19 protein-coding genes are annotated in these 23,830 nt (G+C 65.6%); 13 read left to right on the top strand and 6 right to left on the bottom strand.

Annotated elements, in window-relative coordinates:
- Positions 1-218: 218 nt before the first annotated feature.
- The 9 genes from GGR33_RS19525 (at position 219) to GGR33_RS19485 (ending at position 8,836) form a co-directional block, all read left to right on the top strand.
- Positions 219-1,679 carry a hypothetical protein gene (locus tag GGR33_RS19525; protein ID WP_183508314.1) on the top strand — a complete coding sequence of 487 codons (1,461 nt, stop codon included), beginning with the start codon at positions 219-221 and terminating at the stop codon, positions 1,677-1,679.
- A gap of 700 nt (positions 1,680-2,379) precedes the next feature.
- The gene (locus GGR33_RS19520) at positions 2,380-2,634 is read left to right on the top strand and encodes a hypothetical protein (protein ID WP_183508312.1); all 255 of its coding nucleotides are present in this window, start codon (positions 2,380-2,382) and stop codon (positions 2,632-2,634) included.
- A 1,182-nt stretch (positions 2,635-3,816) separates the two neighbouring features.
- Positions 3,817-5,277 carry a helix-turn-helix transcriptional regulator gene (locus GGR33_RS19515; RefSeq protein ID WP_183508310.1) on the top strand — a complete coding sequence of 487 codons (1,461 nt, stop codon included), beginning with the start codon at positions 3,817-3,819 and terminating at the stop codon, positions 5,275-5,277.
- A 259-nt stretch (positions 5,278-5,536) separates the two neighbouring features.
- Positions 5,537-5,866: a CsbD family protein gene (locus GGR33_RS19510; RefSeq protein ID WP_183508308.1), complete on the top strand. Its 330-nt coding sequence runs from the start codon at positions 5,537-5,539 to the stop codon at positions 5,864-5,866.
- A gap of 41 nt (positions 5,867-5,907) precedes the next feature.
- Complete coding sequence (locus GGR33_RS19505; protein WP_183508306.1) at positions 5,908-6,819, top strand: PhnA-like protein; 912 nt, start codon at positions 5,908-5,910, stop codon at positions 6,817-6,819.
- Between the two features lie 88 nt (positions 6,820-6,907).
- The gene (locus tag GGR33_RS19500) at positions 6,908-7,111 is read left to right on the top strand and encodes a CsbD family protein (protein WP_183508304.1); all 204 of its coding nucleotides are present in this window, start codon (positions 6,908-6,910) and stop codon (positions 7,109-7,111) included.
- A gap of 62 nt (positions 7,112-7,173) precedes the next feature.
- Positions 7,174-7,557, top strand: a complete 384-nt coding sequence (locus GGR33_RS19495) for a CsbD family protein (protein WP_183508302.1) — start codon at positions 7,174-7,176, stop codon at positions 7,555-7,557.
- Between the two features lie 169 nt (positions 7,558-7,726).
- A complete protein-coding gene (locus GGR33_RS19490) occupies positions 7,727-8,212 on the top strand; it encodes a YidB family protein (protein ID WP_183508300.1) in 486 nt (161 codons plus the stop codon).
- Between the two features lie 84 nt (positions 8,213-8,296).
- Positions 8,297-8,836, top strand: coding sequence for a hypothetical protein (locus tag GGR33_RS19485; RefSeq protein ID WP_183508298.1), 540 nt, complete (start codon positions 8,297-8,299; stop codon positions 8,834-8,836).
- 785 nt (positions 8,837-9,621) lie between these two features.
- Here the strand turns inward: GGR33_RS19485 and GGR33_RS19480 are convergent.
- From GGR33_RS19480 to GGR33_RS19460, 5 genes are read right to left on the bottom strand one after another with little or no spacing between them, the layout of a single operon-like run.
- A complete protein-coding gene (locus GGR33_RS19480) occupies positions 9,622-10,476 on the bottom strand; it encodes an efflux RND transporter periplasmic adaptor subunit (RefSeq protein WP_183508387.1) in 855 nt (284 codons plus the stop codon).
- 10 nt (positions 10,477-10,486) lie between these two features.
- A complete protein-coding gene (locus GGR33_RS19475) occupies positions 10,487-12,496 on the bottom strand; it encodes a preprotein translocase subunit SecA (protein ID WP_183508296.1) in 2,010 nt (669 codons plus the stop codon).
- The gene (locus GGR33_RS19470) at positions 12,489-14,636 is read right to left on the bottom strand and encodes a PqqD family peptide modification chaperone (protein WP_183508294.1); all 2,148 of its coding nucleotides are present in this window, start codon (positions 14,634-14,636) and stop codon (positions 12,489-12,491) included. The genes GGR33_RS19475 and GGR33_RS19470 overlap by 8 nt, the downstream gene beginning before the upstream one ends.
- Before the next feature lie 11 nt (positions 14,637-14,647).
- Positions 14,648-16,507: a GAF domain-containing protein gene (locus GGR33_RS19465; RefSeq protein ID WP_183508292.1), complete on the bottom strand. Its 1,860-nt coding sequence runs from the start codon at positions 16,505-16,507 to the stop codon at positions 14,648-14,650.
- Positions 16,508-16,546: 39 nt separating this feature from the next.
- Positions 16,547-16,849 carry a DUF3467 domain-containing protein gene (locus GGR33_RS19460; RefSeq protein ID WP_183508290.1) on the bottom strand — a complete coding sequence of 101 codons (303 nt, stop codon included), beginning with the start codon at positions 16,847-16,849 and terminating at the stop codon, positions 16,547-16,549.
- 351 nt (positions 16,850-17,200) lie between these two features.
- Between GGR33_RS19460 and GGR33_RS19455 the strand changes: the two genes are divergently transcribed.
- The 4 genes from GGR33_RS19455 to GGR33_RS19440 all read left to right on the top strand — a co-directional run bounded on the left by GGR33_RS19455 (position 17,201) and on the right by GGR33_RS19440 (position 22,583).
- Positions 17,201-18,352 (top strand): methyltransferase, encoded by a 1,152-nt coding sequence (locus tag GGR33_RS19455; protein ID WP_284211175.1) that lies wholly within the window; start codon positions 17,201-17,203, stop codon positions 18,350-18,352.
- The gene (locus tag GGR33_RS19450) at positions 18,349-20,730 is read left to right on the top strand and encodes a tryptophan 7-halogenase (RefSeq protein ID WP_183508288.1); all 2,382 of its coding nucleotides are present in this window, start codon (positions 18,349-18,351) and stop codon (positions 20,728-20,730) included. Before GGR33_RS19455 ends, GGR33_RS19450 begins: the two co-directional genes overlap by 4 nt.
- Positions 20,727-21,587 carry a hypothetical protein gene (locus GGR33_RS19445; RefSeq protein WP_183508286.1) on the top strand — a complete coding sequence of 287 codons (861 nt, stop codon included), beginning with the start codon at positions 20,727-20,729 and terminating at the stop codon, positions 21,585-21,587. The genes GGR33_RS19450 and GGR33_RS19445 overlap by 4 nt, the downstream gene beginning before the upstream one ends.
- 75 nt (positions 21,588-21,662) lie before the next feature.
- Positions 21,663-22,583, top strand: coding sequence for a radical SAM protein (locus GGR33_RS19440; protein ID WP_183508284.1), 921 nt, complete (start codon positions 21,663-21,665; stop codon positions 22,581-22,583).
- A 12-nt stretch (positions 22,584-22,595) separates the two neighbouring features.
- Here the strand turns inward: GGR33_RS19440 and GGR33_RS19435 are convergent, their stop codons facing one another.
- Positions 22,596-23,603: a helix-turn-helix domain-containing protein gene (locus GGR33_RS19435; protein ID WP_183508282.1), complete on the bottom strand. Its 1,008-nt coding sequence runs from the start codon at positions 23,601-23,603 to the stop codon at positions 22,596-22,598.
- Positions 23,604-23,830: the final 227 nt, after the last annotated feature.

Genomic DNA, 23,830 nt, shown 5'->3' with positions numbered 1-23,830 from the left:
GCCATCTCTTAAAGCTTAACTGTAAATGTCGATCGACCCGCTGAAACGACATTACAATAACTTGGGCTGGGGCTGATTTCGCTATGAACCGTCTTTGCTGGATGCTCCGATCATGCGTCGGGGCAACGATCTTCTGCGGCCTGCTGACAGGGTCCGCCTCTGCGGCGAGCGACGCGACAGATGCGAGACTGGAGGCGCTGCAGAAGCAGATCGCCGCCATGCAGCACGAGATCTCGGCGCTCAAGCGGCGCCCGACCGGACCCGTCGTGAACACGTCGATCGGCCCCGGCCATCAGTCGCGCATGGCGCGGCGGGAGGAGGCGGTGCAGGGTATTCCCGGCTCGGAAGGTCGCTCACCGGCCTTCCTGCAGGCGCAAGCCCTCTGCGAGGGGCCAGCGATCCCCCTCGGTCATGTCTGCTTCACGCCGGGTGGCTTCCTCGAATTGACCGGCTTCTATCGCAACCCGAACGAATCGGCGGATATCGGCAGCAATTTCGGCGGCATCCCCTTCCGGAACTCGCCGATGGCTCATGAGGGCGAATTCCGCTTCAGCGCCCGCCAGAGCCGCATCTCCGGCCTCGTCACGGCGATGATCGATCCGAGCCTGAAGGTCTCCGCCTATGGCGAGGCGGACTTCCTCGGCGCCGCGGTGACCTCGAACAACCGCGAAACCAACAGCTATGTCCCGCGCATTCGTCAACTCTGGGCCGCCTTCGACGACAAGGATCTCGGCATCCAGGTCCTGGCGGGTCAGGCTTACACGCTCATGACCACCAACCTCTCGGGCATCACGGCGACGAAAGAGCAGACCCCTCTGACGATCGACGCCCAGTTCGTGCCAGGCTTCAACTGGGCCCGCATGCCCCAGGTGCGTGTCGTCGACAACGTCGCGCCCGGTATCTGGGCCGCCGCAGCGCTCGAAGCGTCCCAGACGCTCGTGCCCGGCGGCGCATTCGTAATCCCGGCCAACGTCAACCTGACCAATGCCGGCGACCCGGCCGGTCTGAACAACTCCACCACCACCTATTCCGTCAATCAAGCGCCCGACGTTTCGGCCAAGCTCGCCTTCGAGCCCGGCTGGGGCCACTACGAGATCAAGGGTATCGCCCGCTGGTTCAACGATCGCACCATCGGCCGATCCTACGACGACATGGGCTTCGGGGTCGGCGCATCGGCGACCGTACCGCTCATCCGCGATACGCTCGATCTGCAACTCAGCGGCCTGTTCGGACGCGGCATCGGCCGATACGGGTCGTCGCAATTGCCGGATGTCGCCCTTCGCGCCGACGGATCGGTGGTGGCGATCCCGATGTTCCAGACCCTCGCCGGCGTCATCGGTCACGTCTATCCGGGCTTCGACGTCTATGCCTATGCCGGCTGGGAGCATGCTGAACGGACCGGCGCGCTCAGCCTCTCGGGTTATGGATCGCCGACGCTCAACGATTCCGGCTGCGACATCGAAGGGGCGACCGCATCGACCTGTCAGGCCGAGAGCCGCGACGTGAAGCAGATCACCGGTGGCTTCTGGCACGACGTCTACAAGGGCAGCTACGGGCGCGTCGCCGCAGGCGGCCAGGTGTCCTACACCACCCGCGACGCCTTCCGTGGGTTGGCCGGCGTCGATCCTTCGACACACATGGTCGTCGGCCTCGCCTCCCTTCGCTACTATCCATTCTAAGGTGCGCCAACTTTCTTTCAGATCGTTCGATCAGGTCCATACCCTTTCTTCGACCGGGTGCTCGAAGAGAGGGATGTCCGCATTGAATCTCGCATGGTAGCGTTCTGGCGCAGACAGCCCTGGCGTGATGAGGGAGCGTGTGCACGCGCTCCGAAATCCTCGGATATCTCCAGGGTTTCTCGAACCGTCGCAGACCTTACTATCTCAGGTCCGTGGCTGCTTCTCGACCGCCACGTCGCGCGCTCGATTTTGCCGATCTCCCAAGTCGCGCTTCGGCTTCGCAAATCTGGCTAACCAGCCTGTCACTCCGCGACGGCACATTTCTCGGATCAGCACAGCTTGTTTCCGATGGATCCACCAAAAAGGGCCAGTCGGCATGCCGACTGGCCCGAGTGGTATTGGGTCTCGAAAAAGCGGTGGGTACCGCTCGTCCAATGGAATTCGTAGCAACTCCATTGGCGTCTCAGCAATCCGGCGGGATCGGATTGTTCTTCCTGTTAGCTTCCAGGGGCGCAATCCACAATTAAATTCCGATTTTATTTCAAAAATTGCGCTCAGCTTCGATTCTGGATAACAATACATTTAAGATTGGAATTTTTATTCACAAAATTCCACTTGGATCCCAAAACTTCCGGGAAAATATTGAGCTCCATCGAGGCAAGGGCATTTTATCAGCTCTTGCGTAAGCCAGGAGCCGATCATGAAACGCATCGTCATTCCCGCAGCCTTGCTGTTCGCTGCACTGGGGAGTGCGGCGGCCTTGGCGAACGGGTCAGGAGATTCCGGCCTTCGGGCCGAACTTCAGAATCCCTCCATGATCGAGCCGGGCCACAACGCCTACAGCATCGAGCGCGGCTATGCCGGCGAGCATTTGGGAGGCTACTCGCCTTCCCGCCCGCGCGGTGCCTGGGCATCCCACCCCGGCTATCGCCGCCGCAGGCCGTCCTTCTGGTAGGCGATGGCGCCCCTCAGAGCCGCCCATCTTCTTGTTCTGAGCTCGTCGATCTGCGTTTTGAGAATTGAGAGGAGTGGGGAACCTTCGCGCAACCCCGCTTCTTGTGCTCGACGGCGCGCCAATTGCGGATCAGAAAACCCGCACTCCAGCGGCGATCGGACTTACAGTTGATCAGCGCCTTCAACGCGCGATCGCGCACGTCGCCGCCTGCTCGATGTCATCAACCCCTCTATTGCTAAGATGATGCCGCACTGGTGGACGAGACCATCCACCGTAGACGATTGGGCCCGATGGCGGCGACATCGGACAAGTGGAATACGTTTCGACAGGTGTTCGGTTGGAGACAGTGCCTCGCCCGACTTGGCTAAGCAGTATCTGGTCCGCTTTGCGGAGCCCACCTCCCAAAACCGGATATGCTGCTTTCGGCCAGAACCCGACGGCTGCTTCGCGCCCAACCTCGCCGTACACGAACGACCGCCTGTTCCCGAAAGCGGACGTCCCTTCTGCCGCTTCAGCGGCAGTGGTGCGCCCATCCCGGTCGTTCTGGCTGTCTGAGTTCCCGCTCCGAAGCGGACATAGGCGCAGGCAAGTCGCTGACCGAGTTGGGTGGTTTTCTGCCGGTCTGCTTTCGGACGCTATAATAAACAAGCGGACGTTCGAGGTTCGGCGGGAGCTGGCCGACAGCGGACCGGCTGCTTTCGGGTTCATAATGAGGAAAACCGGACGTTGCAGCACCGACTGCTTCCGACCCAACTACGCCGTACACGGGCGATCATGCGATCCTCGAAAGCGGACGTCCGTCCTCCCGGTGATCCGGCGGCTTCGCGCCCATCCCGGTCGTTCAAGCCTGCCAAGTACCTGCTCCGAAGCGGACATAGGCGCCTGCTAGTCGATGGCGGAGAAAGGTGGTTTTGCGACCGTTCGCGTTCGGGCGGGATAACGCGTGCCTCCGACGACGCGAACCTCCACCGGTGAAACTCTGCTCCAGGCCGGTGCAAGCCGCTTAGCCGCGGCCGGATGGGAAACGCCCCATGAGCCAACACCTCGAGCGCGGCACGCGATCCGCGCCTACCAACTTCGTGATCCCGGAATACCAGCACCGAGACGGAACTCGCTAGCGCGCAATTCGTTTGAGCACCGCCGTCGGCTTGGCGGTCAAGGGTTTTCAGGGGCGGTGCGGCCGTGACGGCGGACGTCGACAGGCATGAACTCCGACAGATCATCGCCGGCCTGAGTGAGGGCGTGATCCTGGTCGAGCCCGACCAGACAATCTCCTACGCCAACGAGGCCGCGCTCCAAATGCATGGCGCCGCGAGCCTCGACGAACTCGGCAGCGACGTCGACGCATACCGCGGGTGGTTCGCCCTGCGCTACCGCAACAACAGGGCTCCCGAGCACTACCCCATAGAACGCGTAGTCGCCGGCGAGAGCTTCCACGACGTCGTCGTCGAGGTGCGACGTGCCGACAGGCCGGATATCGAATTCGTCCACTCGCTGCGCAGCCTCGTTGCCACCGACCGGGCCGGCAAACCGAGTTGCCTCGCGCTCATCATCAAGGACGTCTCGGACCAATTTGATGCCGAGGAGCGCTTCGAGAAGACCTTCAACGCCAACCCTGCGCCGGCCGTCATCACGCGGCTCTCCGACTTGCGCCACGTCAAGGTCAATGTGGGCTTCCTGGAGATGACCGGTCACGTTCGCGACGCCGTGATCGGGCGCAGCGTCTACGACGTCGACATACTGGCCGGCGCCCGCAATCGGGACTTGGCCATCTCGCGCCTGAATGAGGGGGGCACCATCCCGCAGATGGAGGCCTGCCTCGACCTGCCGGACGGAGGCTCGCGCTTCGTCATCGTGGCAGGCCAGCCCATCGAAATGGGCGACGAACCCTGCATGCTGTTCACGTTCGCCGACCTCGAACTTCGGCGGAAGGCAGAGACGGCGTTGCGCCAGAGCGAGGAACGCTTCGCCAAGGCATTCCGGCTGACCCCCGTTCCGACGGTGCTGGCGCGCCTCGACTCCTTCACCGTCACCGGCATCAACGAGGCCTTCACTCGCGTCTTCGGCCACGGCGAGGATGCGGTGGTCGGGCGCTCGCCCGCAGAGACCGGCTTGTGGGTAACGGCCCTTGCGCGGGACCGCTTCGAGGAGGCGGTCAGGCGCACCGGTTTCGTGCCGGGACAGGAGGTCTGCCTGCGCCATCAAGACGGATCGGAGCTCGACTGCCTGGCTTCGGCGGAGCGCGTCGAGATCGGCGAGGAGACCTTCGCGCTGCTCGTCCTGCAGGACATCACCGACCGCAAGCGGGGCGAACGCGAGCTGTACGAGGCCATCGAGGCCGTCATGGCCGACACGTCCTGGTTCAGCCGGGGGCTGATCGAGAAGCTCGCCAACCTTCGTCACCCGAGCGACGGGGACGGCGACGGGACGAGCCCGACCCTCACGGTGCGGGAGCGCCAGATCCTGAACCTGATTTGCTCCGGGCTCGACGACGACGCCATCGCCAAGCGTCTCGGCCTGTCGCGCAACACCGTGCGCAACCACGGCGCCGCTCTCTACCGCAAGCTCGGCGTTCATCGACGGGCGGAGGCCGTCATCTGGGGTCGCGAAAATGGCTTCCCGTTCCAGTCGGCCAGTACATAAAACAGGGTCTACTAGTATTTTTGCACTATTGATCCGGCTTCGGCAGCGAACATCTCAGGCCGGGGCCGGCATTCCGCACCCGCCGGTAAGATAACCGTGACCGAAAGAGCGAAGCCGACGGCAACTGAGCAGGCCAAGGGCTCCGTGAAGGAGGCTATCGGCAAGCTGATCGGGGATGCCCGGGTCGAGGGCGCGGCCGCTCAAGTCGGGCACGCCCCGCGACTGAACGCAGCGATCAAGAGACGACGAGGAGAACGACATGGTGGATACGGACAGGATCACGGGCGCCGCGAAAGAGCTGGGCGGGAAGGTGCAGGGCGCGGTCGGCGACCTCGCCGGCTCGAAGAGCAATTCCGTCGAGGGCCGCTTCCGCGAGGCCAAGGGTACCGCCGAGAACCTCTACGGCCAGGCCAAGGACGCCGTCCGGCACGTCGCCGACGAGGTCTCGGACTACACCGAGGACGCCTACGACCAGGGCCGCCGCAGCCTGCGCGAAGGCCACGACCGGTCCGCCGAGTGGCCTCATGCCTCGCTTCTCGTCGCAGGCGCCATCGGCTTCGGCCTAGGCCTGCTCGTTAGCCGCCTCTGACCCTTTCCTTTTCCGACTTCACCCACGACCGGAGTAAACGCGTGACCACGACCACAAGCCTATCCCCCGTTGCCATCGGCGACACGCGGGCCGTCCTGCTCAACGAGGTGTCCTGGGGCGCCATCTTCGCCGGCGCCGTCACTGCCCTCGTCGCCCAGGTCGTTCTGAACCTCGTCGGGGTGGGCGTCGGCCTGTCGTCCGTCGGCACCACTGCCGCCGACAACCCGGCCGCCTCGACCTTCTCGCTCGGCGTAGGGTTGTGGTTCGTCGGCTCCGGGATCGTCGCCTCGCTCGTAGGCGGCCTCATCGCTGGCCGCCTTTCCGGCAAGCCGCTTCCGGGAGCGGCGTCGCTCCACGGCCTCGTCTCTTGGGCGGTCACCACGCTTGTGGTGCTGTACCTCATCACCTCGGCGGCGAGCGGTCTCGTCGGCGGCACGCTGAGCACCGTCTCGGGTGCGCTCGGTGGCGCGGGCAACCTCGTCGGCGGCACCGTGCAGACGGCGGCCCAGGCCGCGGCGCCCTCGCTGTCCAAGATCTCGAACCCGCTCGACGGCATCGAGCAGAAGGTGCGCGAGCAGGCGGCCGGCCAGGACCCGCAGGCCGCCCGGGACGCCGCGGTCGCGGCGGTGCGCGCCGTGCTGACCGGAGATCCGTCCCAGAAGGAGCAGGCCAAGTCCCGCGCCGCGGATGCACTCGCCAAGGCGCAGGGCATTCCGGCCGACCAGGCCAAGGCGCAGATCGACGACTATCAGAAGCAGTACGAGCAGGCCGTCGCCACGGCCAAGCAGAAGGCCGAGGCCGCCGCCGTCGCCGCCAAGTCGGCGGCCACGCAGGGCGCCTTCTATGCCGCGCTGGCGCTGATCCTCGGTGCGTTGGCCGCCTTCTTCGGCGGCCGCCTCGGCGCGCCCAAGCCGGTGACGCTGGTCGGCGCCTACGACGCCCGCCGCGCCTGATCTTTCCCATTGGCTGCCGCCGTCCTGCGGGAGCCTCACCCACCGGCGAAGTGCCGGCGACACCAACCACCCGAAAGGAAACCTTCCGATGAGCAGCACGACCGACAAGATCAAGGGCCTGGCCAACGACGCCGTGGGCAACGTCAAGCAGGGCATCGGCAACGCCACCGGCAACGACAAGCTCGTGGCCGAGGGCAAGGCGCAAGAACTCAAGGGCGAGGCCCAGAAGAATGTTGGCGACGTCAAGGACGGCGCCAAGGATCTCGCCGACAAGGTCACCGGCAAGCGCTGACCCATGCGCGGGGCCGGCCCGGCCGGTCCCGTCCCTCCCGTTTTCGACGTCAGGAGACAACCATGAATCGCGACCAGTTCCGTGGCGCGTCCCGTCACCTCAAGGGTCGAGCCCAGACGGCCCTAGGCGGCGTCACGGGTGATCCGGCCCGCCAGGTACGCGGCGCCGTGAACCAGGTGGCTGGCGGGGCGCAGTATGCGTACGGCAGCGCCCGAGACCGCGCCGAGGATATCACCCGCGACGGGCGCCACCTCGCCGATGCCGCCCGCGAACGGGCCGACGACCTGATCGAGAACGGGCGTCGCTACGCAGGCGAAGCCCGCCGGCACGGCCGGGACTACGGTCGCCGTGCCGTGCGCTACGCCGATACCAACCGCACCTCGACGTTGCTCGGCATAGCGGCAGCCGCTTTCGCGCTTGGCTTCCTTGCGCGAAGCTCGCGCTGAACCTTTCGCATCAGGAGACGACCATGATCCGCAAGCTCCTCATCGCCTTCGTCCTGCCGAGGGTGGTTGCCTTCGTCAGTCGCCGGCTCACCGGCCGGACCGCCTCTCCGGCGCGCCACGGACGCTGAGCATCACCGGCGATCCGCCGACCCTTGAAGGAGACGACCTCATGAGCAAGGGTTACCCCTCGATGACGGCCCTGTTGGGCCTGCTGGCGGTGGCCGGCTACCAGAACCGGGACAAGATCGCCGAGTTCTTGAAGGGCCATGACGGCGCGACGACCACCCATTCCCCGGTGCCATCGGTACTGGACCGAAACTCCGAAACGGGCGGCTCCGGCGCGCTCGGCAACCTCTCCGACCTACTCGGCGGTGCCGGGACCGCTGGTGTGGGCGGCTTGATCGCATCCGGGTTGAGCGAGCTCGTCGACCACTTCACCAAGGGTGGCCACGGTGCGGCGGCGAACTCCTGGGTTGCCCAGGGGCCGAACCGTGACATCGCCGAGTCCGACCTAGAGCGGGCTATAGGCTCCGAGACGCTCGACCACCTCACGCAGCAGACCGGGCTCAGTCGTGCGGCGCTGCTGTCTCGGCTCTCGCGCGAGCTGCCGTCCGCCATCGACCGCTACTCGCCGGACGGACGCCTTCCGGCCTGACCGATCCGGACCGCGCACCTGCGGCCCGGTCCATCATCCCACTTGCCCTTCAGATTTCTCCATACCGACGAGGACCACCATCCCATGACGTTTCGCCCGCTGCTGTGCGGAGCCGCTGGGCTCGCGCCGTGGTCGACGGCTATCGATGCCATACTGGACAAACGCATCATGGTGCAGGCCGTACTGGCGGGCTCGTCGAACCTCATGGGCCGTCTGCTAATCCGACCTATGCGGCTCCTGGACATGAACGAGCCGGCGTCTGATCTGCTCGTTGAAACCGATTCTGACAGCCTGCTATCGACCAGAGCTGCTGCGGAACTCATCGGCTGCACCGAAGTGGCAATCACGTGGTTGTTGTCCGCGGAGCTGATCGAGGGAAAAAGGATCGGACCTAACCGCCGTCGTCCCATCCGCAAGTCGGTGTACGATTTTCATCGATCATTCATGCTTGGAGGCGAAGTCTGCCGAGCGACCGGTCTTCACAAACGCGCCTTGTCGTTGCGCCTCAAGGCCAAAGGCATTTTCCCCGCCGCCGTTCTCACGGACAACGGCAGGACGGTCTGGTCGCGAGATGCGATTGAAAAGCTGCTCGCCGACGCGCAGAATCTTGACGGTTTGCGTTAACCTGATCGTCGGCGATGCTTCCGCTAGCGCCCTTCGGTGTTGCGGCAGTTCGTCGAGCATTTTAGACGTTTGCAGCGCAATTCGAACGTATGAGTCGGTCTTAGCTGTTCTCAAGTAATTTCAAGATGTCGTTGAGTCGGTCTTGCGGCCGTAAGTCCCTGAATTTTAACGATTTGTGTGAGTCGGTGTTAGGTGCGGCCGACACCCTCAGCTTTTTTCCTTCGGTGACGTGAACATTCAGGCCCGGTCGGTTATCCCGTCGGAAGAATTCGTTCACCCTTCGAGCTTCTCAATCGCCGCGAGAGCCCGCTTTGGTCGCGGCTTAGGTAGTCGGCATCGAGGATCGATCTGACCTCCTTGAGTGTGTACCCCGTTAGCGTCGCGATCTCAGCCTCGGAACAGGCCGGCTAGCGCAAGGCGGCTCACGGTGCCCCGTAGGTCATAGAAGGTGACGCCCGTGACACCCGCTGTCGCGCAGGCTTTCCGCCAGGACGACCGAAACCTGTCTGCTGTCAAAGGGAGCCCCTCGGACGAGATCAGAATGATCGGGCTCTTGCGAGCCGCTTGATCCAGGGCGAGCTTCAGGACGCAGCTGACCGGGACGACGACCCGAACCTTGGTCTTGCTCTGCTGGAGCCGGATCTCCTCGTCGTCATATGCGGATCATGGGAGGTGCAATAAACCGCCCTGCCGTTGGCCTGTCCAAAGAGCAAGAATCGGCGGGAGATGGAGGTGCTGGGGTGCCTTTGCGAGGAATGCAGCCGAGTTAACGATCGGCTGGAACTTCAAGGCATCGCGGTGGCGACTGGTGCGCTTCGATCGGCCGGGAAAGAGAGCTTGCAGCGCTGGCCTCCAGGCAACTTAAAGTCGGTGTTGGGCAGTTCGAGGCGAACGCCGAATGTGCCGCTTGCGGCATCAAAGACCTGGTCGACGACGGTCAGCTTGGCTTCGTACGTGCCGCCGATTGGTCGATCGAGTTCGACACTCGCTGTCTGTCCGGGCGCCACGTCCTTCCAACGCGAGACGGGGAGGTAGGCCTCCACATACAGCGGATCGAGTTGGACCAGTGTGAAGATGGCGCTGTCCTGGCGTACGAACTCGCCCGCCGACATCAGGCGCTCCGTCACGATGCCCCTAATTGGGCTGCGGATCATGCGCAGTTCGAGTTGTGCCTCGGTGCGCCGCAGTTCGATCGCTGCAAGGTCGTGCTTGAGAACCTCGGTTTGCAGGTCGCGCTTGCCGATTTCGTAATCGGCCTCGACCTGATCGATCTTTTCCTGCGTGACGATGCCCTTAGAGAGCTGGCTCTGACGTTCGAGCCGCCGCCGGTAGAGCTCGACGCGTGAGCGCTGGGCCTCAATGCCTGCGGTGGTCTCGGCCTGCGCTCGCGAGAGCGCAACATTCGCTTCCTCCACGCTGGAATCGAGTTGCGCGATGATGTCCCCGGCCTGGACCATCGCGCCGCGATTGACCGGGACACTCTTCAGAATGCCGAGCGTCGCGCTGCCGATCTTGAGCTTCTGAGCGGGCTCGACGACGCAGTCGACGCGCTGACTCTCGGCGCCGACCGCCTGGCTTGCGCAGGCCGCAAGGAGAAGGGCGGCAAGAGCCACGCCGCAGCCTGCTGAACGGGTCGTCATCGCGAAATCCTCACTCGGAATGGCCAGCGAATGCCAGGATCCGTTCCTGCATCTGGTCTGACCGAAGCAGGTCGGCGCGCATGCGCGCATGCAGACGCTCAGTTCGGGCCTGGGCGAAGCGTAAGAGGTGGCGGCCGAAGAATTGGGCTCTCGCCTCTCCGAGGAGCGGCATCAGCCTGCGCGCCACGCCGCGCGGCACCAAGCTCTTGTCGAGCAGTGGATCGTCGAGGGACAGGATGGCCTGGAAGCAGCCGGGCTCGCCCTGGCGCCCGCTACGGCCGGCCAGCTGATCGTCGATCCGGCAAGCGTCCTGGCGTTCCACCATGATGACGTGGAGACCACCGATCTCCTCCACGCCGGGGCCGAGTTTGATGTCGGTGCCACGGCCGGCCATGTTCGTCACGACGGTGATGCGACCACGCTGGCCGGCCCCGGCGACGGTTGCCGCCTCGTCGCCATCCTGGGCTGCGCTGAGCACGGTGTGTGGCAGCCCGGCTCTCGTCAAAAAGTCGCTGGCGCGCGCGGAAGCGGCGACCGATCGAGTTCCTACCAGGATCGGACAACCCCGGTGGTGAAGCTCGGCGATGCGCTGGGTGACCTGCTGCCATTTCTCGGTCTCGTCGAGAAGAACCTGGTCGACGAGATGACGCCTCTTCACCGGCCGATGGGTCGGAATGCGCACGACCGGCAGCCGGTAGACGGTCCAGAATTCCGCAACCACGCCTCGCGTCGTCCCGGTCATCCCCGACAGCCGTGGATAGCGCCGGAAGAAGCGCTGGTAGGTCATGCGAGCAATCGTCGAGCGCCCGCTCGACAGGGCTACGCCTTCCTTGTGCTCCACCATCTGATGGAGACCGTCGCTCCAGCTCCGGTCTGGCATGACGCGGCCCGTATTGGCGTCGACGATCACCACCTTTCCTTCGCGCAGGATGTAGTGCTCGTCGCGGTGGAACAGGTGCAGCGCCGAGAGCGCCTGGCTGACGAGGCCCTCCCGGGTGACGCGGCCGCGCCAGGCCGGGCCGTCCTCCAAGACGAGGCCGGCGATCCGCTTACGGCCCGCTTCGGTGATCAGGACCCGATGCTCCGACGTATCGAGAATGTAGTCCTCGGCATTCGCCAGTGATCTGGCGACCTCCATGGCGCGCGCGAGGGTCTCCGGCTCGAACTGAGAGCCGATTTGCGCCGAGATGATCAGCGGGGTCCGTGCTTCGTCGATGAGGACGCTGTCCGCCTCGTCGACGATGGCGAAGTGCAGGCCTCTCAGGCGCAGCTGCGCCAGGCGGCTCGCCGGCGCATGCAGGCTTTCGAGCTTCAGGCGAATGTCGGAGGCACGCTGACCGAGGGCCACGCGGTCGCGAAGATAGTCGAAGGCGAGATCCTTGTTCGTGCAGTAGGTGATGGTGCAGGCATAGGCCTGCGCCCGCTCCGGCTGCTCCTGCTTTTCCTTGATCACGCCGACCGTCAGGCCGAGCGCCGTATAGAGCGGGCGCATCAGCTCGGCGTCGCGCTCGGCGAGATAGCCGTTGACGGTCACGACGTGGACCGGGAGACCGGCCAGCGCCGCGACGCCGGCGGCGAGCGTTGCCGTCAGGGTCTTGCCTTCGCCAGTCGCCATCTGGGCAATGCGCCCATCGAGGAGCGCCGCGGCGCCCATCATCTGGACGCCGTAATGGCGCTGACCGCTGATGCGGCCGGACGTCTCGCGGATCAGTGCGAAGGCGTCGGCGATGTCGGCATTGCGGAACGTGGTTCGAGCGCGCAGGCGCGCCGAGATCTCTCGCACCCGAGCGCGAAGCTCGAGGTCGGACAGCGCCGCGATGGCACTGTCCTGAGCGAGGGCCGTATCCGCAAGGCGAGCGTAGCGGCGAGCGCTCCAGCTCGTCAGGAGGGCTCTGCCCCGGCCGACGAGCCCGGCGACGGCCTGGTCGATCCGATCATGTTTCGGGGGTTTGCGCTCGGTATAGGCGCGCGGCGAGGGGAGCCGATCGGTGGCTGCGGCGAGGGCGAGCGGCTCAGACACGGAATTGGCTCAGGAATACCTGCCGCAGGCCGCGCAGGAGCCGCCAGGCAATCGCCTCCGACCCGTGATCGAAGCGCACGTACACGCGCTCGCCGAGCACGTTGAACGGAATGCCGCCAGCGAGCTGCACATCGAAGATGAAGATGCTTTGCAGGGCGACGGGCTTCTGGGTGTTGCTCGAGTCGACGGCGATGGTACCGCCGCCCTGCGTCGACAGCGCCATGCTCGGAATGTCCTGCTGCGCGGCCGGCACCTCGCGCTTGATCGTCGCGACGCGCACGTTTTCCGGGCGCTCGGCGAGCCGTGCGGCGACCGTCAGGGTCCGGCTGCGGATCAGATCGACGTCAGTCTGGTTCACCACCACGCGAACGACCGGATCATCGGGCGCTAGGACGTAGCCGATGCGCTCGCCGCGGCGCAGATAGCGCCCCGGCAGGTCGGTGGCGTTGGGGACGATCAGGCGCCCCGGGTGATCGGCGCGGACGACGAGGGCCGCCTGGCGCTCGCGGTAGACGCGCAGGATCTCCTGCGTGCTCACCACCTGTTCGTGGAGGATCTGAGCCTGGACGCGGTCCCCGAGACGGGCCGCATCGTAGCGCAGACGCAGCTCCGTGAGCTGTGCCTCGAGAACGGCGACGCGGCCGTCGAGGCTCGGATCTTCGAGGGTCGCGAGCGGTTCCTTCGCCGTCGTGTCCTGTCCGGGCGGGACCAGCAGTGCTGTGACGATGCCGTCGGTCTGCGCCCTTAACTGGGTGTCGTCGGGAGCCCAGACCACGCCTTGCGCCATGGTCGCGTAAGGCAGCGGGATGATGAACAGGGCCACGAGGACCGCGAGAGCGGCGCCCCCGGTGACCAGGACGGCGCGCCGCCGCCGCCCGTTCAGCTTCGGACTGGCTGCGATGAACTTGAGCCCCTTCACCAGCGGCGTGATGACGATGCCAGTCATGGCGAGCACGGCCAGGGCAATGCCGAAGATGAAGAATTGCGTGGCGATGAAGCTCGCGATCGCGATTGAAACGACCGTTCGATAGAAGAACGCGCTCACCGCATAAAACAGCATCCATCGGCCCTCGCCGGGGGCCGTGACGGGGTTCTCCGACTGCTCGATCTTCAGGGCATACCGCTCGATCAGATGGAAGACGTAGCGGTTGGCGCGCGAGGCGAGGTTCGGGATCTCGATGAGATCGGAGAAGATGTAGTAGCCGTCGAATCGCAGCAGCGGATTGCCGTTGAACAGGAGCGTCGAGACGCTGCCGATCACCATGACGTTGAAGGCCGCCGCTCGCACCAGACCCGGTTCGGCCATCGCCCAGACGATGGCTGCGCCGGCCGCGAGGAACAGCTCGACGCAGATGCCGGCGGCGGCCACCATCATGCGCTGCCATTTGCTCGGGAACGCCGCCGAAGACGAGGCATCCACGTAGGGTGCCGGGAACAGGACGAGGATCATCACGCCGACCTCGTGCACCTCGCCACCCCAGGCCTTGGCGGCGCAGGCGTGACCCGCCTCGTGCAGGGCCTTGATGATCGGATAGAGGCACATCAGCAGCGCGACGTTCTGCGCCGAGAGCATCTGGTTCGCGACGTCGCCGGTCAGCTCGTTCCAGTGCAGGCCCGCCACGACGAGGCCGGTCACGACGAAAGCCAGCCAGACCGCCAGCCCCCAGACCGTGAAGAGGGGGCGATACAGCGGTGCCAGCCGGTCGAGGGCGGCGTCGGGATCGAAGAGGGGGAAGCGCAGCGCAAGCGGATTCTTGACCCGGGCCATCAGCGTGCGCCGGGCCGTGGTTTCCGATCGCTCGGCGAGTTCGGCGAGATCCGGCGGCAGGTCGCCCTGCAGCAGATCCGAGCCGTGAAGCTGAGAAATCAGACGGATCGTGTCGTCCTGCGTCGGCGGGTCGTCCTCGTTCCGGCGAGAGGCGAGTTCCCAGATCTCCTGCAGCGTGCGGCGGCCGTCCATCAGGCAGACGATCCGGTTCGCGGATGGCGAGAGACGGTGGAAGCGTCCGGTCTGATGGTCCTGCAGGACGTACCAGATCTCGCCGCGGAAGCTCTGACGGTGAATCTCGGCATGCCTGCGCAGGCGTGGGCGAAGGCTCGCCACGCGGTACCACGACTGGCTGAACAGGGACTGCGCCATGGCTCAGGCCCTCACGGCCACCAGTGCCAGAACGCCAGACGCGCCCAGTCGATGATCGGCCGCGACCAGATTCCAGCGAGCAGGCGACGGTCGACATCGACCTTCGCGATGCCCTCCATGCCTGGCCGCAGACGGGTTCCATCGGCGACGATGCGGCCTTCCACGCGGAACAGGTTCCGGCCGTTCTTCGCCTCGGCCACCGGGGTGATGGTCTGGATCGTAAGCGCCTGCGGCTGATCGGGCAGCGACGAAGCCACCATGTGACCAGTCTGACCCTCCTTGAGATCGGCGATGAAACGCTCGTCGACGTTCAGCACGACGCGGTAGCTGTCGAGCGGAGCGATCTCGAACAGCACCTGCCCTCGGCTGACGGCGCCGCCGATCGATTGGGATAGGTCCCCCGAGACGATGAGGCCATCGAAGGGAGCGTAGAATTTCGAGCGCGACAACTGCTCGTCCAGGAGGCGAATCTGGGCGTCCGCCTGGTCGATCTGGCTCTTCACGACGTTGATCGTCGCGGGCTGCCGGGTGGCGAGTGCCTTGTCGTATTCGTAGGTCCGCTGCTGGCGTTCGGTGACCCAGCGCAGACGCTCGAGGGCGAGGTCTCGGTCTTCGAGCGCGGCGAGCAGGTCGCCCTTGTGCACGGTGTCACCGGCGCGATGCTCGGCCATCTTGAGATAGCCGTCGTAGGACGCGACGACCGAGCGCCGCACCAGGCCCTCCACGCGCGCATCTGCCGTGACGCGGTAATCGGCCGGGATCACCGAGAAGGCGAGCAGGGCCAACAGGCTCCCGGCGATGCCGAGCTTCAGACCGGTCCTGTCAGGCCCGACGACAAGGCGTGCGGCATTGTAGATGGCTTCCCAGGCCTTCGCGGGTAGCCAGCGATCGTTCAAACGTTTGTCGTTGAGAACCGGCCCGATGGCAGCCGCAGCGGCGACGATCTGCTCGATCGTCTCCGGCAGGAAGGGTTGATCGGCGGGACGTTCCAGCGTGATCGCGCCGATAAACTGGTCATCGACGAGCATCGGCACGGTCAGAACCCGTGCGCTGTGTTGTAGGCGCGCCAGGTCGGCATGCGCCGTTGTCACATAGACTTCGCCCTCCGGCGCCGGGAACAGGACGAGGCTCCGCTGGTCAACGGACTCGTTCATGCAGGCGCCGAGCCTGCGCACGAGGTTCATCTCGCGGCTGAACTGAGCCGAATGCGAGATGGCTGCGATGCGGGCGGAGCCGCCGCGCATGAAACCGATCGCCGTCCTCTGGCATGCGAAGACGAGCGCCAGATCCGTCACCGCTGCGGTGCAGGCAGCCGCGAAGCGCGACTGTTCGAGAACGCCCGCTAGAAGATCGAGGACAGAGCGCGAGCGCGCGAGGATCTTGCGCTCGACGCGGCCCACGAGCTCGGCCTGCTTGGCGACGATCCAGGCGCTGCCCCACTGGATCTGGCGGATCGCCGCTCTCAGTTCGTCCTTGTCCTGGCTGGCGATCGCGAAGGAGGCGACGGCGAAGGGCGCTCCGTCGATGACGAGGGGCATGGCGATCCAGGCTCCGAACCCGCCTTGCTCCATGGCCTGAACCACCGGGCGGTTCTCGCGCAAGGCGGCCTCGGCCGTCTCGCGCAGGCCGATCTCGGCTTCGGTCTGGGCCGGGAACACCGCGAGTGGCGCGAGGCCGACCGAGGTGCCAGGCACCAGAACGCAACCGCTGGTTGCCGGCAGCATCGGCGCCTGGAGCGCGAGCCACGCCTCCACCGCCGCCTGCAGCGTCTGGGAGTATTGGAGGGCTTGCCAGAGCGCCGGCTCGAGCAGCGACAGGCGCGCAGCCGAACCGGCTCCCGACGGAATTTCGACCGCCAAAGGCTCGCTCATGACGCCCTGATCCCTCCCGCCCCGGAGCTGTGTCGCGACTTATGCTTCGAGGTCGAGGCGCCCGTGGCGGTTCTCGTATTCTGCCAGGACGCCGCCGAGCACGGCATGAAGCCGCTTGGCCGCGAGGGGCGTCAGGATGATGCGATTCGACAGGTCGACGACGACGTTCTCGGTCTCGGCGACGTTCCACGTCCGGTTGGTGCCGAAGAACAGGTCGACCTGCTCGCGCGTGCCCTGCACGTTCACGACATTGGCGAACTGCGTCGCCATGGACTCCTCGCGCCACGCGATTGCGCGGACCTGATCCGGAGCACCCGTGTTGGCCTGACCGGTTTCACTCACGACTTCCCCCTTCGGCACGCGGCCTTGGAGCCTGCGTTATTCTCGTTGAGAGCATTGGCGTTGCACTCGGCCAACTGACTCAGCCGAGGTCTCGCATGAAGAAAGCCGCCGTTGAATGGCGGCTTTCCTGATACCGTTAACGAAACGAAGCTTCTTTGCATTTTTGCTACACGACGCCGTGCGGCAAAGCAGTACGAGCTGATACTTGACCTCTGCGAGTCGATCGCGAGGGGATTGAGGCAGCTCCGGCAATCGCTTCGATTTTGAGTTGATCAAGCGTCTCAGGCCGAAACACTTGGCTGCCAATTTCGAACGGATCGTGCGCGGAGCTGTCACGCTGACGACGAGCGCGTGACAGGGGCAGCAACGCGCCAGGGGCAGAAGGGGCTGAGACGCATCATGGCCGTGGCCGGCATGTCGGTTCTGCAGGCCGGCGCGGACCTGCAGACCGAGTTTCCGCGCGTGGACCGCTTTCTCGACTCCGAGATCGCGACACGAGCGCTCGCCTGCGCGCTCGAGCTCGGGTTGATCGATCGCCTCGCCGGCTCCCCGACGCTCGCCAAGGATGGGCTCGCAGCGGAATATGGAATCGTGTCCGAGAGGTTCGGCTGCCTTGCGGATCTGCTGATCGGTGCCGGTGTCCTCGCCGAGGTGGGCGACGCGCGGCTCGCTCTGACCGACGACTTTTCCGCCGTGCTGCCGTTTCGTGACCTCATCGATGCGAAGATCGGCTTCGCGATGATCGCCGCAGAAGATCTGCGCGGACAGTTCAACGCGTTCCTCACGGATCTGCCGGCATTCATGGCTGAATCCCGGACGTTTGAGTTGTTTCGCTACGACCGCTGCTTCGAGGCGAGACCGGACAACATCGCTGCAACGCGACGCTGGGTCTCCTACACGACCTGCCTGACCCGCTACGAGGCCGGCCCCTGCCTCGATCGGATCGACCTCGGCGGTCACAGCCGCATGCTCGACCTCGGCGGCAATAGCGGAGAGTTCGCCTCGCAAGCCTGCCGTCGAGCGCCCCACCTGCAGGCGACGGTCGTGGACCTGCCCGTCGTGTGCCGGCTCGGCCGCGATCACCTCGCAGGGCGCGCCGAGGCCGAGCGGGTAACATTCCATGCCGCGGACATGCGGCGCGATCCTCTGCCCGCGGGGCACGATCTCGTGACTTTCAAATCCGTCCTGCACGACTGGCCGGCGGCCGATGCCCGGCTCCTGCTGGAACGCGCCATTGGCGCTCTGGCACCGGGGGGACGCCTCGTCATCTACGAGCGCGCGCCGATGCCGCTGCGGGAGCGGGCGCTCGGCTTCTCGCAAATGGCCGATCTCGTGTTCCAGCCATTCTTCCGCGATGCGGGCCTCTACATGGAAAGCTTGACGGCTTTTGGCCTCTGCGGCGCCAGGCACCGCGTTCTCGACCTCGGGACCCCTTTCCATCTCATCGATGCGCGGAAGCCGGCCGAGATCCCTGTCGCCCCGCCGGCCCAGGCACGCCGATGATCGGATCGTCGCGCGCCGCATCACCGCGTCTCGTGATCGCCGGCGGCGGCCCCGCAGCCTGGATCGCTGCCGTCTACCTGCGGCGCATCCTGCGCCGGGCCGACTGGCCTGTGACGGTCATCGGGCCTCCGCCGCCCGCGGCTCCTACCGGCGCCTTGGCGACGCGACCCGGCTTTACGCGCTTCCTGCGCGGCTTCGATATTGACGAGACCATCTTCATGCGGCGCTGCTCGGCGGGTTACCGCCTTGCGAGCCGCTTCGAGCACTGGTTCGAGGCCGGCCAACGCCATTGGCATCCGTTCGGCGCTTGTGGTCCGCGAGTAAACGGGCGCGACCTGTTCCACTATTGGCTGCGCAGCCGGGCCGAGGGCGGCTCGGCCGAGGCGTATGCGGAATATGCGCCGCAGACGCTCGCAGCGGCGGCCGGATGCGGTCCGCGGCCGGAGGCCGGAACGTCGTCGATCGTCGAGTCCTCGGGCTACGGCTACCATCTCGACCGCAGCAGCTTGATCCGGTTCTTGCGCGACATCGCGCTCTCCGAGGGGGTGCGCGCGGTGCCGGGAAGAGTCCGGGACGCGGCGCGCGATCAGGCTGGGAACCTCCGCGTTCTGCGGCTCGACAGCGGGGCCGCCGTCGAGGGTGATCTCTTCATCGACGCGACCGGCACGACGGGCCAGCTCATCGAGCAGGTTCTCGCCGAGCCTTGGTTCCCCGGGGCGCCTGTCCCGGACCGGTTCGCCTCGCTCTCGGCAGAGCTGGATCCCGCGATGCCAGCCTACACGACCTATACGGGTTTGCCCGAAGGCTGGATCGCCTCGCTTCCTTTGGCAGGGCGCACGGAATGGTTCCTGGCCTATGACAGCGCCTCGGCGACGCCGGACGCGGCCGAAGCCGGCTTGCGGGCGGCCACAGGCAGCTCAGACGGCATCGTGCATGGGCAGATCCGGTCTGGCCAACGCCGGCAACCCTGGCAGCACAATGTCGTTGCCCTTGGCGCCGCAGCCGGCGCCGTCGATCCGCTCCACGGTTTTGGTCTCGACCTCGTCCTCGCTGCGCTTGGTGCCTTCGTGGATTACCTACCTCGCAGCGTGGACAGCGAGGCACTCGCCCGGGCCTATTGCACGCGGATGAACCGCCTCCACGACGAGGCTAGCGAAGCGTTGGCGGCGCATTATGGGCTTGGACGGCGGACCGAGCCGTTCTGGGCGGCGGCCCGCGCTACCCCGCTACCGCAGCGGCTCGCCGAGCGGCTCGATCTCTACGAACTCTCCGGCCATATCGAGGGCCGCGATGAAGGGCTCTTCGGGGAGAGCGAGCACTATCTCCTTCTCGCAGGTGCCGGGTTCCTTCCCCGCCGGCCCTTCGCACCGGTCGATATGGCGGATGTGCGCGAACTGCCCCGCTTCCTCGGTGACATCCGAGCACGCAGCGCGCAGGTTGCCGGAACGATGGCGCGCCACGACCGCCTGCTCGAAGCGATCCACGGACGCCGTGTCCAGCCAACGGGCTCCCAGAATGTTCGAGTCGCCTCCGCCGAGGTGCCGGCCACGGGACCGGCAAATTTGCGCCGGACACCGGATGGAGCGCGGCTCGCCGACCTCGTTGCCGGCCTCAATCAACCCTTCGGCTACGAGCGTTCGGTGAAGGCAAGCCCGGCTGGTCTCCAAATCGATCGCTTCCTGGTCAGCCTGCACCGGACGAGCTTGGGGCTCGAGCCGGGCCGGGTCTTGGACAGACTCGCGGCCAAGCTCGCCATGCCGGAGCCGGAACGCCGTGAGGCGGCTACCCTGATCGACGGGGCCGACCTCTTGCATCTCGGCCACGAGGACGGACCGTCGGGTGCGCTCTACAAGCTCTACGTCGAGTGGTCGGCGCGGACGGATGCGGCCTGGCGCGCCGGCGAAGGCGGCGAACCGCTGCTCGTCCACCGCGCCTACAAATGGAATCCGCATGGCTCTGCGCCGCCGGTCGTGACGCTCTATCACTGGCCGCGGGTGCGCGAGCCCGACCAGATCGCTGCGCGCATGACGTCGATGGCAGCGGGCTGGGGTGACGTGGGTGCAGGTGTGTTGGCTGCTGGGTACGCGATGCTCCGGCTCGCGCAGGAGCAGGGGACCGGCGCCATCCACTTTCTCGAAGCCTGCGAGGAGCGCGGCCCACGCCTGTCCTACGACCTGAACCTCTACGCCTGCGGACTCACCGTCGCGACCGCTGAGCCGATCCTCGGACCGGCGCTGAAGGGAATGGGCATTCCCGCGACGGCAGTGACCGCGACGCTGGCCGAGCGCCGCACGGAATCGTTGGGCCATCTCGCCGGCGGGGTCGGGCGCGACGGGCAACCGTTCCTCACCGTCTATTCCGGGATGGCGGGTGCATGAACCGCCTCGAACTCACGGTGCCGGGTGATCGCTACGCGGATTACTGCCTGTGGGACTACCAGCCGGTGGGGCCCACCGCTGGCCGCCTGCGGCAGGCCAGCCTGCTTTGGCACTCGTTCTCGGTCGCCGGTGCAGACGCGCGGCTCTACGCTCTCTGCGATGCCCTGCGCGCCGGACTAGGACCCGGCCAGAGTGTCTGGGGCGCGAAGATGCGCGATGGCGTGACGACGTGGGAGTTTTACTTCTACGACTACGCCCGGCTGGAGCGCAGCGTCTCGATCGAGCGGGTGCTCGCGATCCTTGCCCCGTTCGCGCTGTGCGCCCTGCGTTATTCCGGCACGCGCCCCTATTTCATGTTCTCCCTCGACCTCGACGACGCCTTGGTGCGTGGCGAGCGCGGCCTGGAGCGGATCAACGTCTATATCGGCAATCCCGGCAGCTCGGTCTCCTCGGGCCTCTGCTACGGGCTGACGGCCGCGACGCTGGTCCTCGACAACCTCTACAGCTTCTTCGATGCGACGAACGAGCGCGAAGCGATCGCGGCCAAGGCCGCCTGCTCGGCCCATCTCGACCTTCCCAATCTGGATCTCGACGCGATCCTCTGGCCCGAGCTGATGAGCTGTGGCGTCGTCGTCATCGCCAACAAGCGCCTGTGCGACGGCGTGTATTTCTCTCGGATCGGCGTCGACCGGCTGCTGTTCTTCCTCGACCGGCTCGACTATCCGACCGAGATCCGGGACTTCGTGCGGGAGGAGCGTCGCCGCCTCTCGCACCTGCTTTTCGACGTGGGCATTGATTATGCCGTGATCGAGGGCCGCCTCACGATCACCAAGAGTGCCTATTACGGGCTTCTCTGAAGTATCTACCGAGGATGCCACCGGGAAACCATCATCGCGCCACGGGCCCTGCCGAGGCATGCCGAGAGAGACGTCATGGGACGCTACGACCACGCCGCCTACGTCTCGTTGACGATGGAGTTCCGCTGCAACCTCAAGTGCGTCCACTGCATGATCGAGGGGACGATGGACCGGCTCGCGCCGGAATCGCTCGCGCATTTCGAGGAGGTGCTCGCCTTCAACCTGCGCGAGCGGCGCTGGACGGGGCTCATCCTGACGGGCTCGGAAATTACGCTGAGGCGGGACCTGCCGGATCTGGCACGCAGGGCGCGTGCGAGCGGGTTCGACCATGTCCGCATCCAGACCCACGGAATGCATCTGGGCCAGGCCAGTTACTGCCACCGCCTCGTCGAGGCCGGCATCGACGAATTCTTCGTCTCCATCGCCGGGAGCGATGCCGCGAGCCATGATGCCCTGACACTGGTCCCGGGCTCGTTCGAGCGGGCGCTGCGCGGGCTTGAGATCCTGGATGACATGGAGGGCGTCGCGACTCTTACCAATACCGTGGTGACTGAGCGCAGCTACAGATTGCTCCCGGATCTCGTCACCCGCCTCGGCCATCTCAAGCGCCTGACCCAGATGGAGCTCTGGGTCTATTTTCCGATGTCGGAACGTGACGAGAAGAACCTCGTCGCACGGCACGGTGCCGTGCTGCCCTACCTGCGCGAGGCCATCATCCGGGCGCGCGACCTAGGCCGAGCCGTCGAGGTGAAGAACTTTCCCGAATGCATGCTGGGAGATCTCGGCGACGCCCTCGCCAACGGGCAGCCTGAGCTGCACATCGATCCCGACTTCTGGCGAGAGTTCGAGCGCAACGGATTCTATCAATGCGTCCATCGCGACGCCTGTGCGTCGCGCGAGTGCCTCGGCCTGAACACGGCCTATATCAAGAAATTCGGCCTCGAAGCCGACCTCCTGAAGCCCTTGCAAAGGTCCCGGCAGCGCGTTCCCGCCTGAGCCGTCACGAATTCAGCGGTCGGTGCCGAGCCGCTTCCACCACCAGTCGAGGACGTCCAGCCCGGTCTGGCCCGCCTTCTCGGCGATGGCGACCTGCTCGGCCCGGAACTCGCTCGCGGTAATGCCGAACTGAGCACGGAAGCTGCGGCTGAAATGGACGTTCCCGCTGAACCCGTGATCAGCGGCCAGTCGCGACAGCCGGCGCGTTTCCAGCGGATCGCTGAGTGCCGCGCGGATGGCGAGAAGGCGCCTTTCCTGCACCGAGCGCATGATGCCGCCATAGGGCGCGAACATCCGGTAGAGCGTGGCACGCGATACGCCGATCTCGTTCGCGATCATCTCGGGTGTGAGATCCGGCGAAGCGAGGTTGTTGCGGATGGCCTGTTCGGCAAGCGCGATGTAGCTCGTATCGAGCGAAGGCGCGTCCAACAGGCTGGCCGCGCGCGACGAACTGAACAGCGTTCGCAGGAACTCGACCGTTCGCTCCACAACATCGGCGACCTCTGGTTCCTCGAGCGTCGTGCTGCGCTCGCGCAGGCTCATGAGATGTGCCGCAAGAAGTCGGTTTCGCTCCGGTTCGAGCCTGGGCGGGAGATGTGTGCCGGCGATGCCGGGCAGCAGGGTGCGCGGCACGATGAGCGAAATCGTATCCGAGGACGCGGCAAGGGTATCGACCTCGTAGCCGAGGTCGATGATGGCGACCTGCGCAGACCAGATCGTGGCATGATGGCCGGTGATGAGGCCGTTGAAGCCACCGACATTGTAGAGGTGGAACAGAAAATGGTCGGGAGTCTGCGCGACGAGCTCTTTGTCGCGCCGAAAGCTTTGCGCTCCGAAGACAACCCTGGCGACAATGATGTCGCCCAGGACGACGCCACTGGCCGAACCGGTCGGATAGCGCTGCGTCGGATGAAAGGCGCGCGGCTGGAACAGCGCGCCGACGACGCCCTTCCACATCTCGAACGCCTCCTCATTCGGGAGGCCGGTTGTAATGTAGTCCAGGCGATTGAGGGCGGCCATGCGAAGGTCGCTTCTTGTTATCGTTTACTCTGACAAGCACAGCCCTGCAGATACCTGCTTGCCCACGAACCAAGCCTCGTCAGCTCCCCTCCATAACGTTACGCGTTGCCCGTGCCTTCGAAACCGAGTTCGTCAGCACACAACCCTTGAGCGAATGAAGCGTTGCTAATTAGCGTGAGGCTTACCCGATTAGTGTAGACAAACTTACAGTCTGCTGCTGAAGCTTT

Origin of the sequence: Methylobacterium brachythecii (genome assembly GCF_014196345.1) — a bacterium.
Lineage (GTDB): Bacteria > Pseudomonadota > Alphaproteobacteria > Rhizobiales > Beijerinckiaceae > Methylobacterium > Methylobacterium brachythecii.
This window is presented reverse-complemented; position numbering and strand designations above follow the sequence as displayed.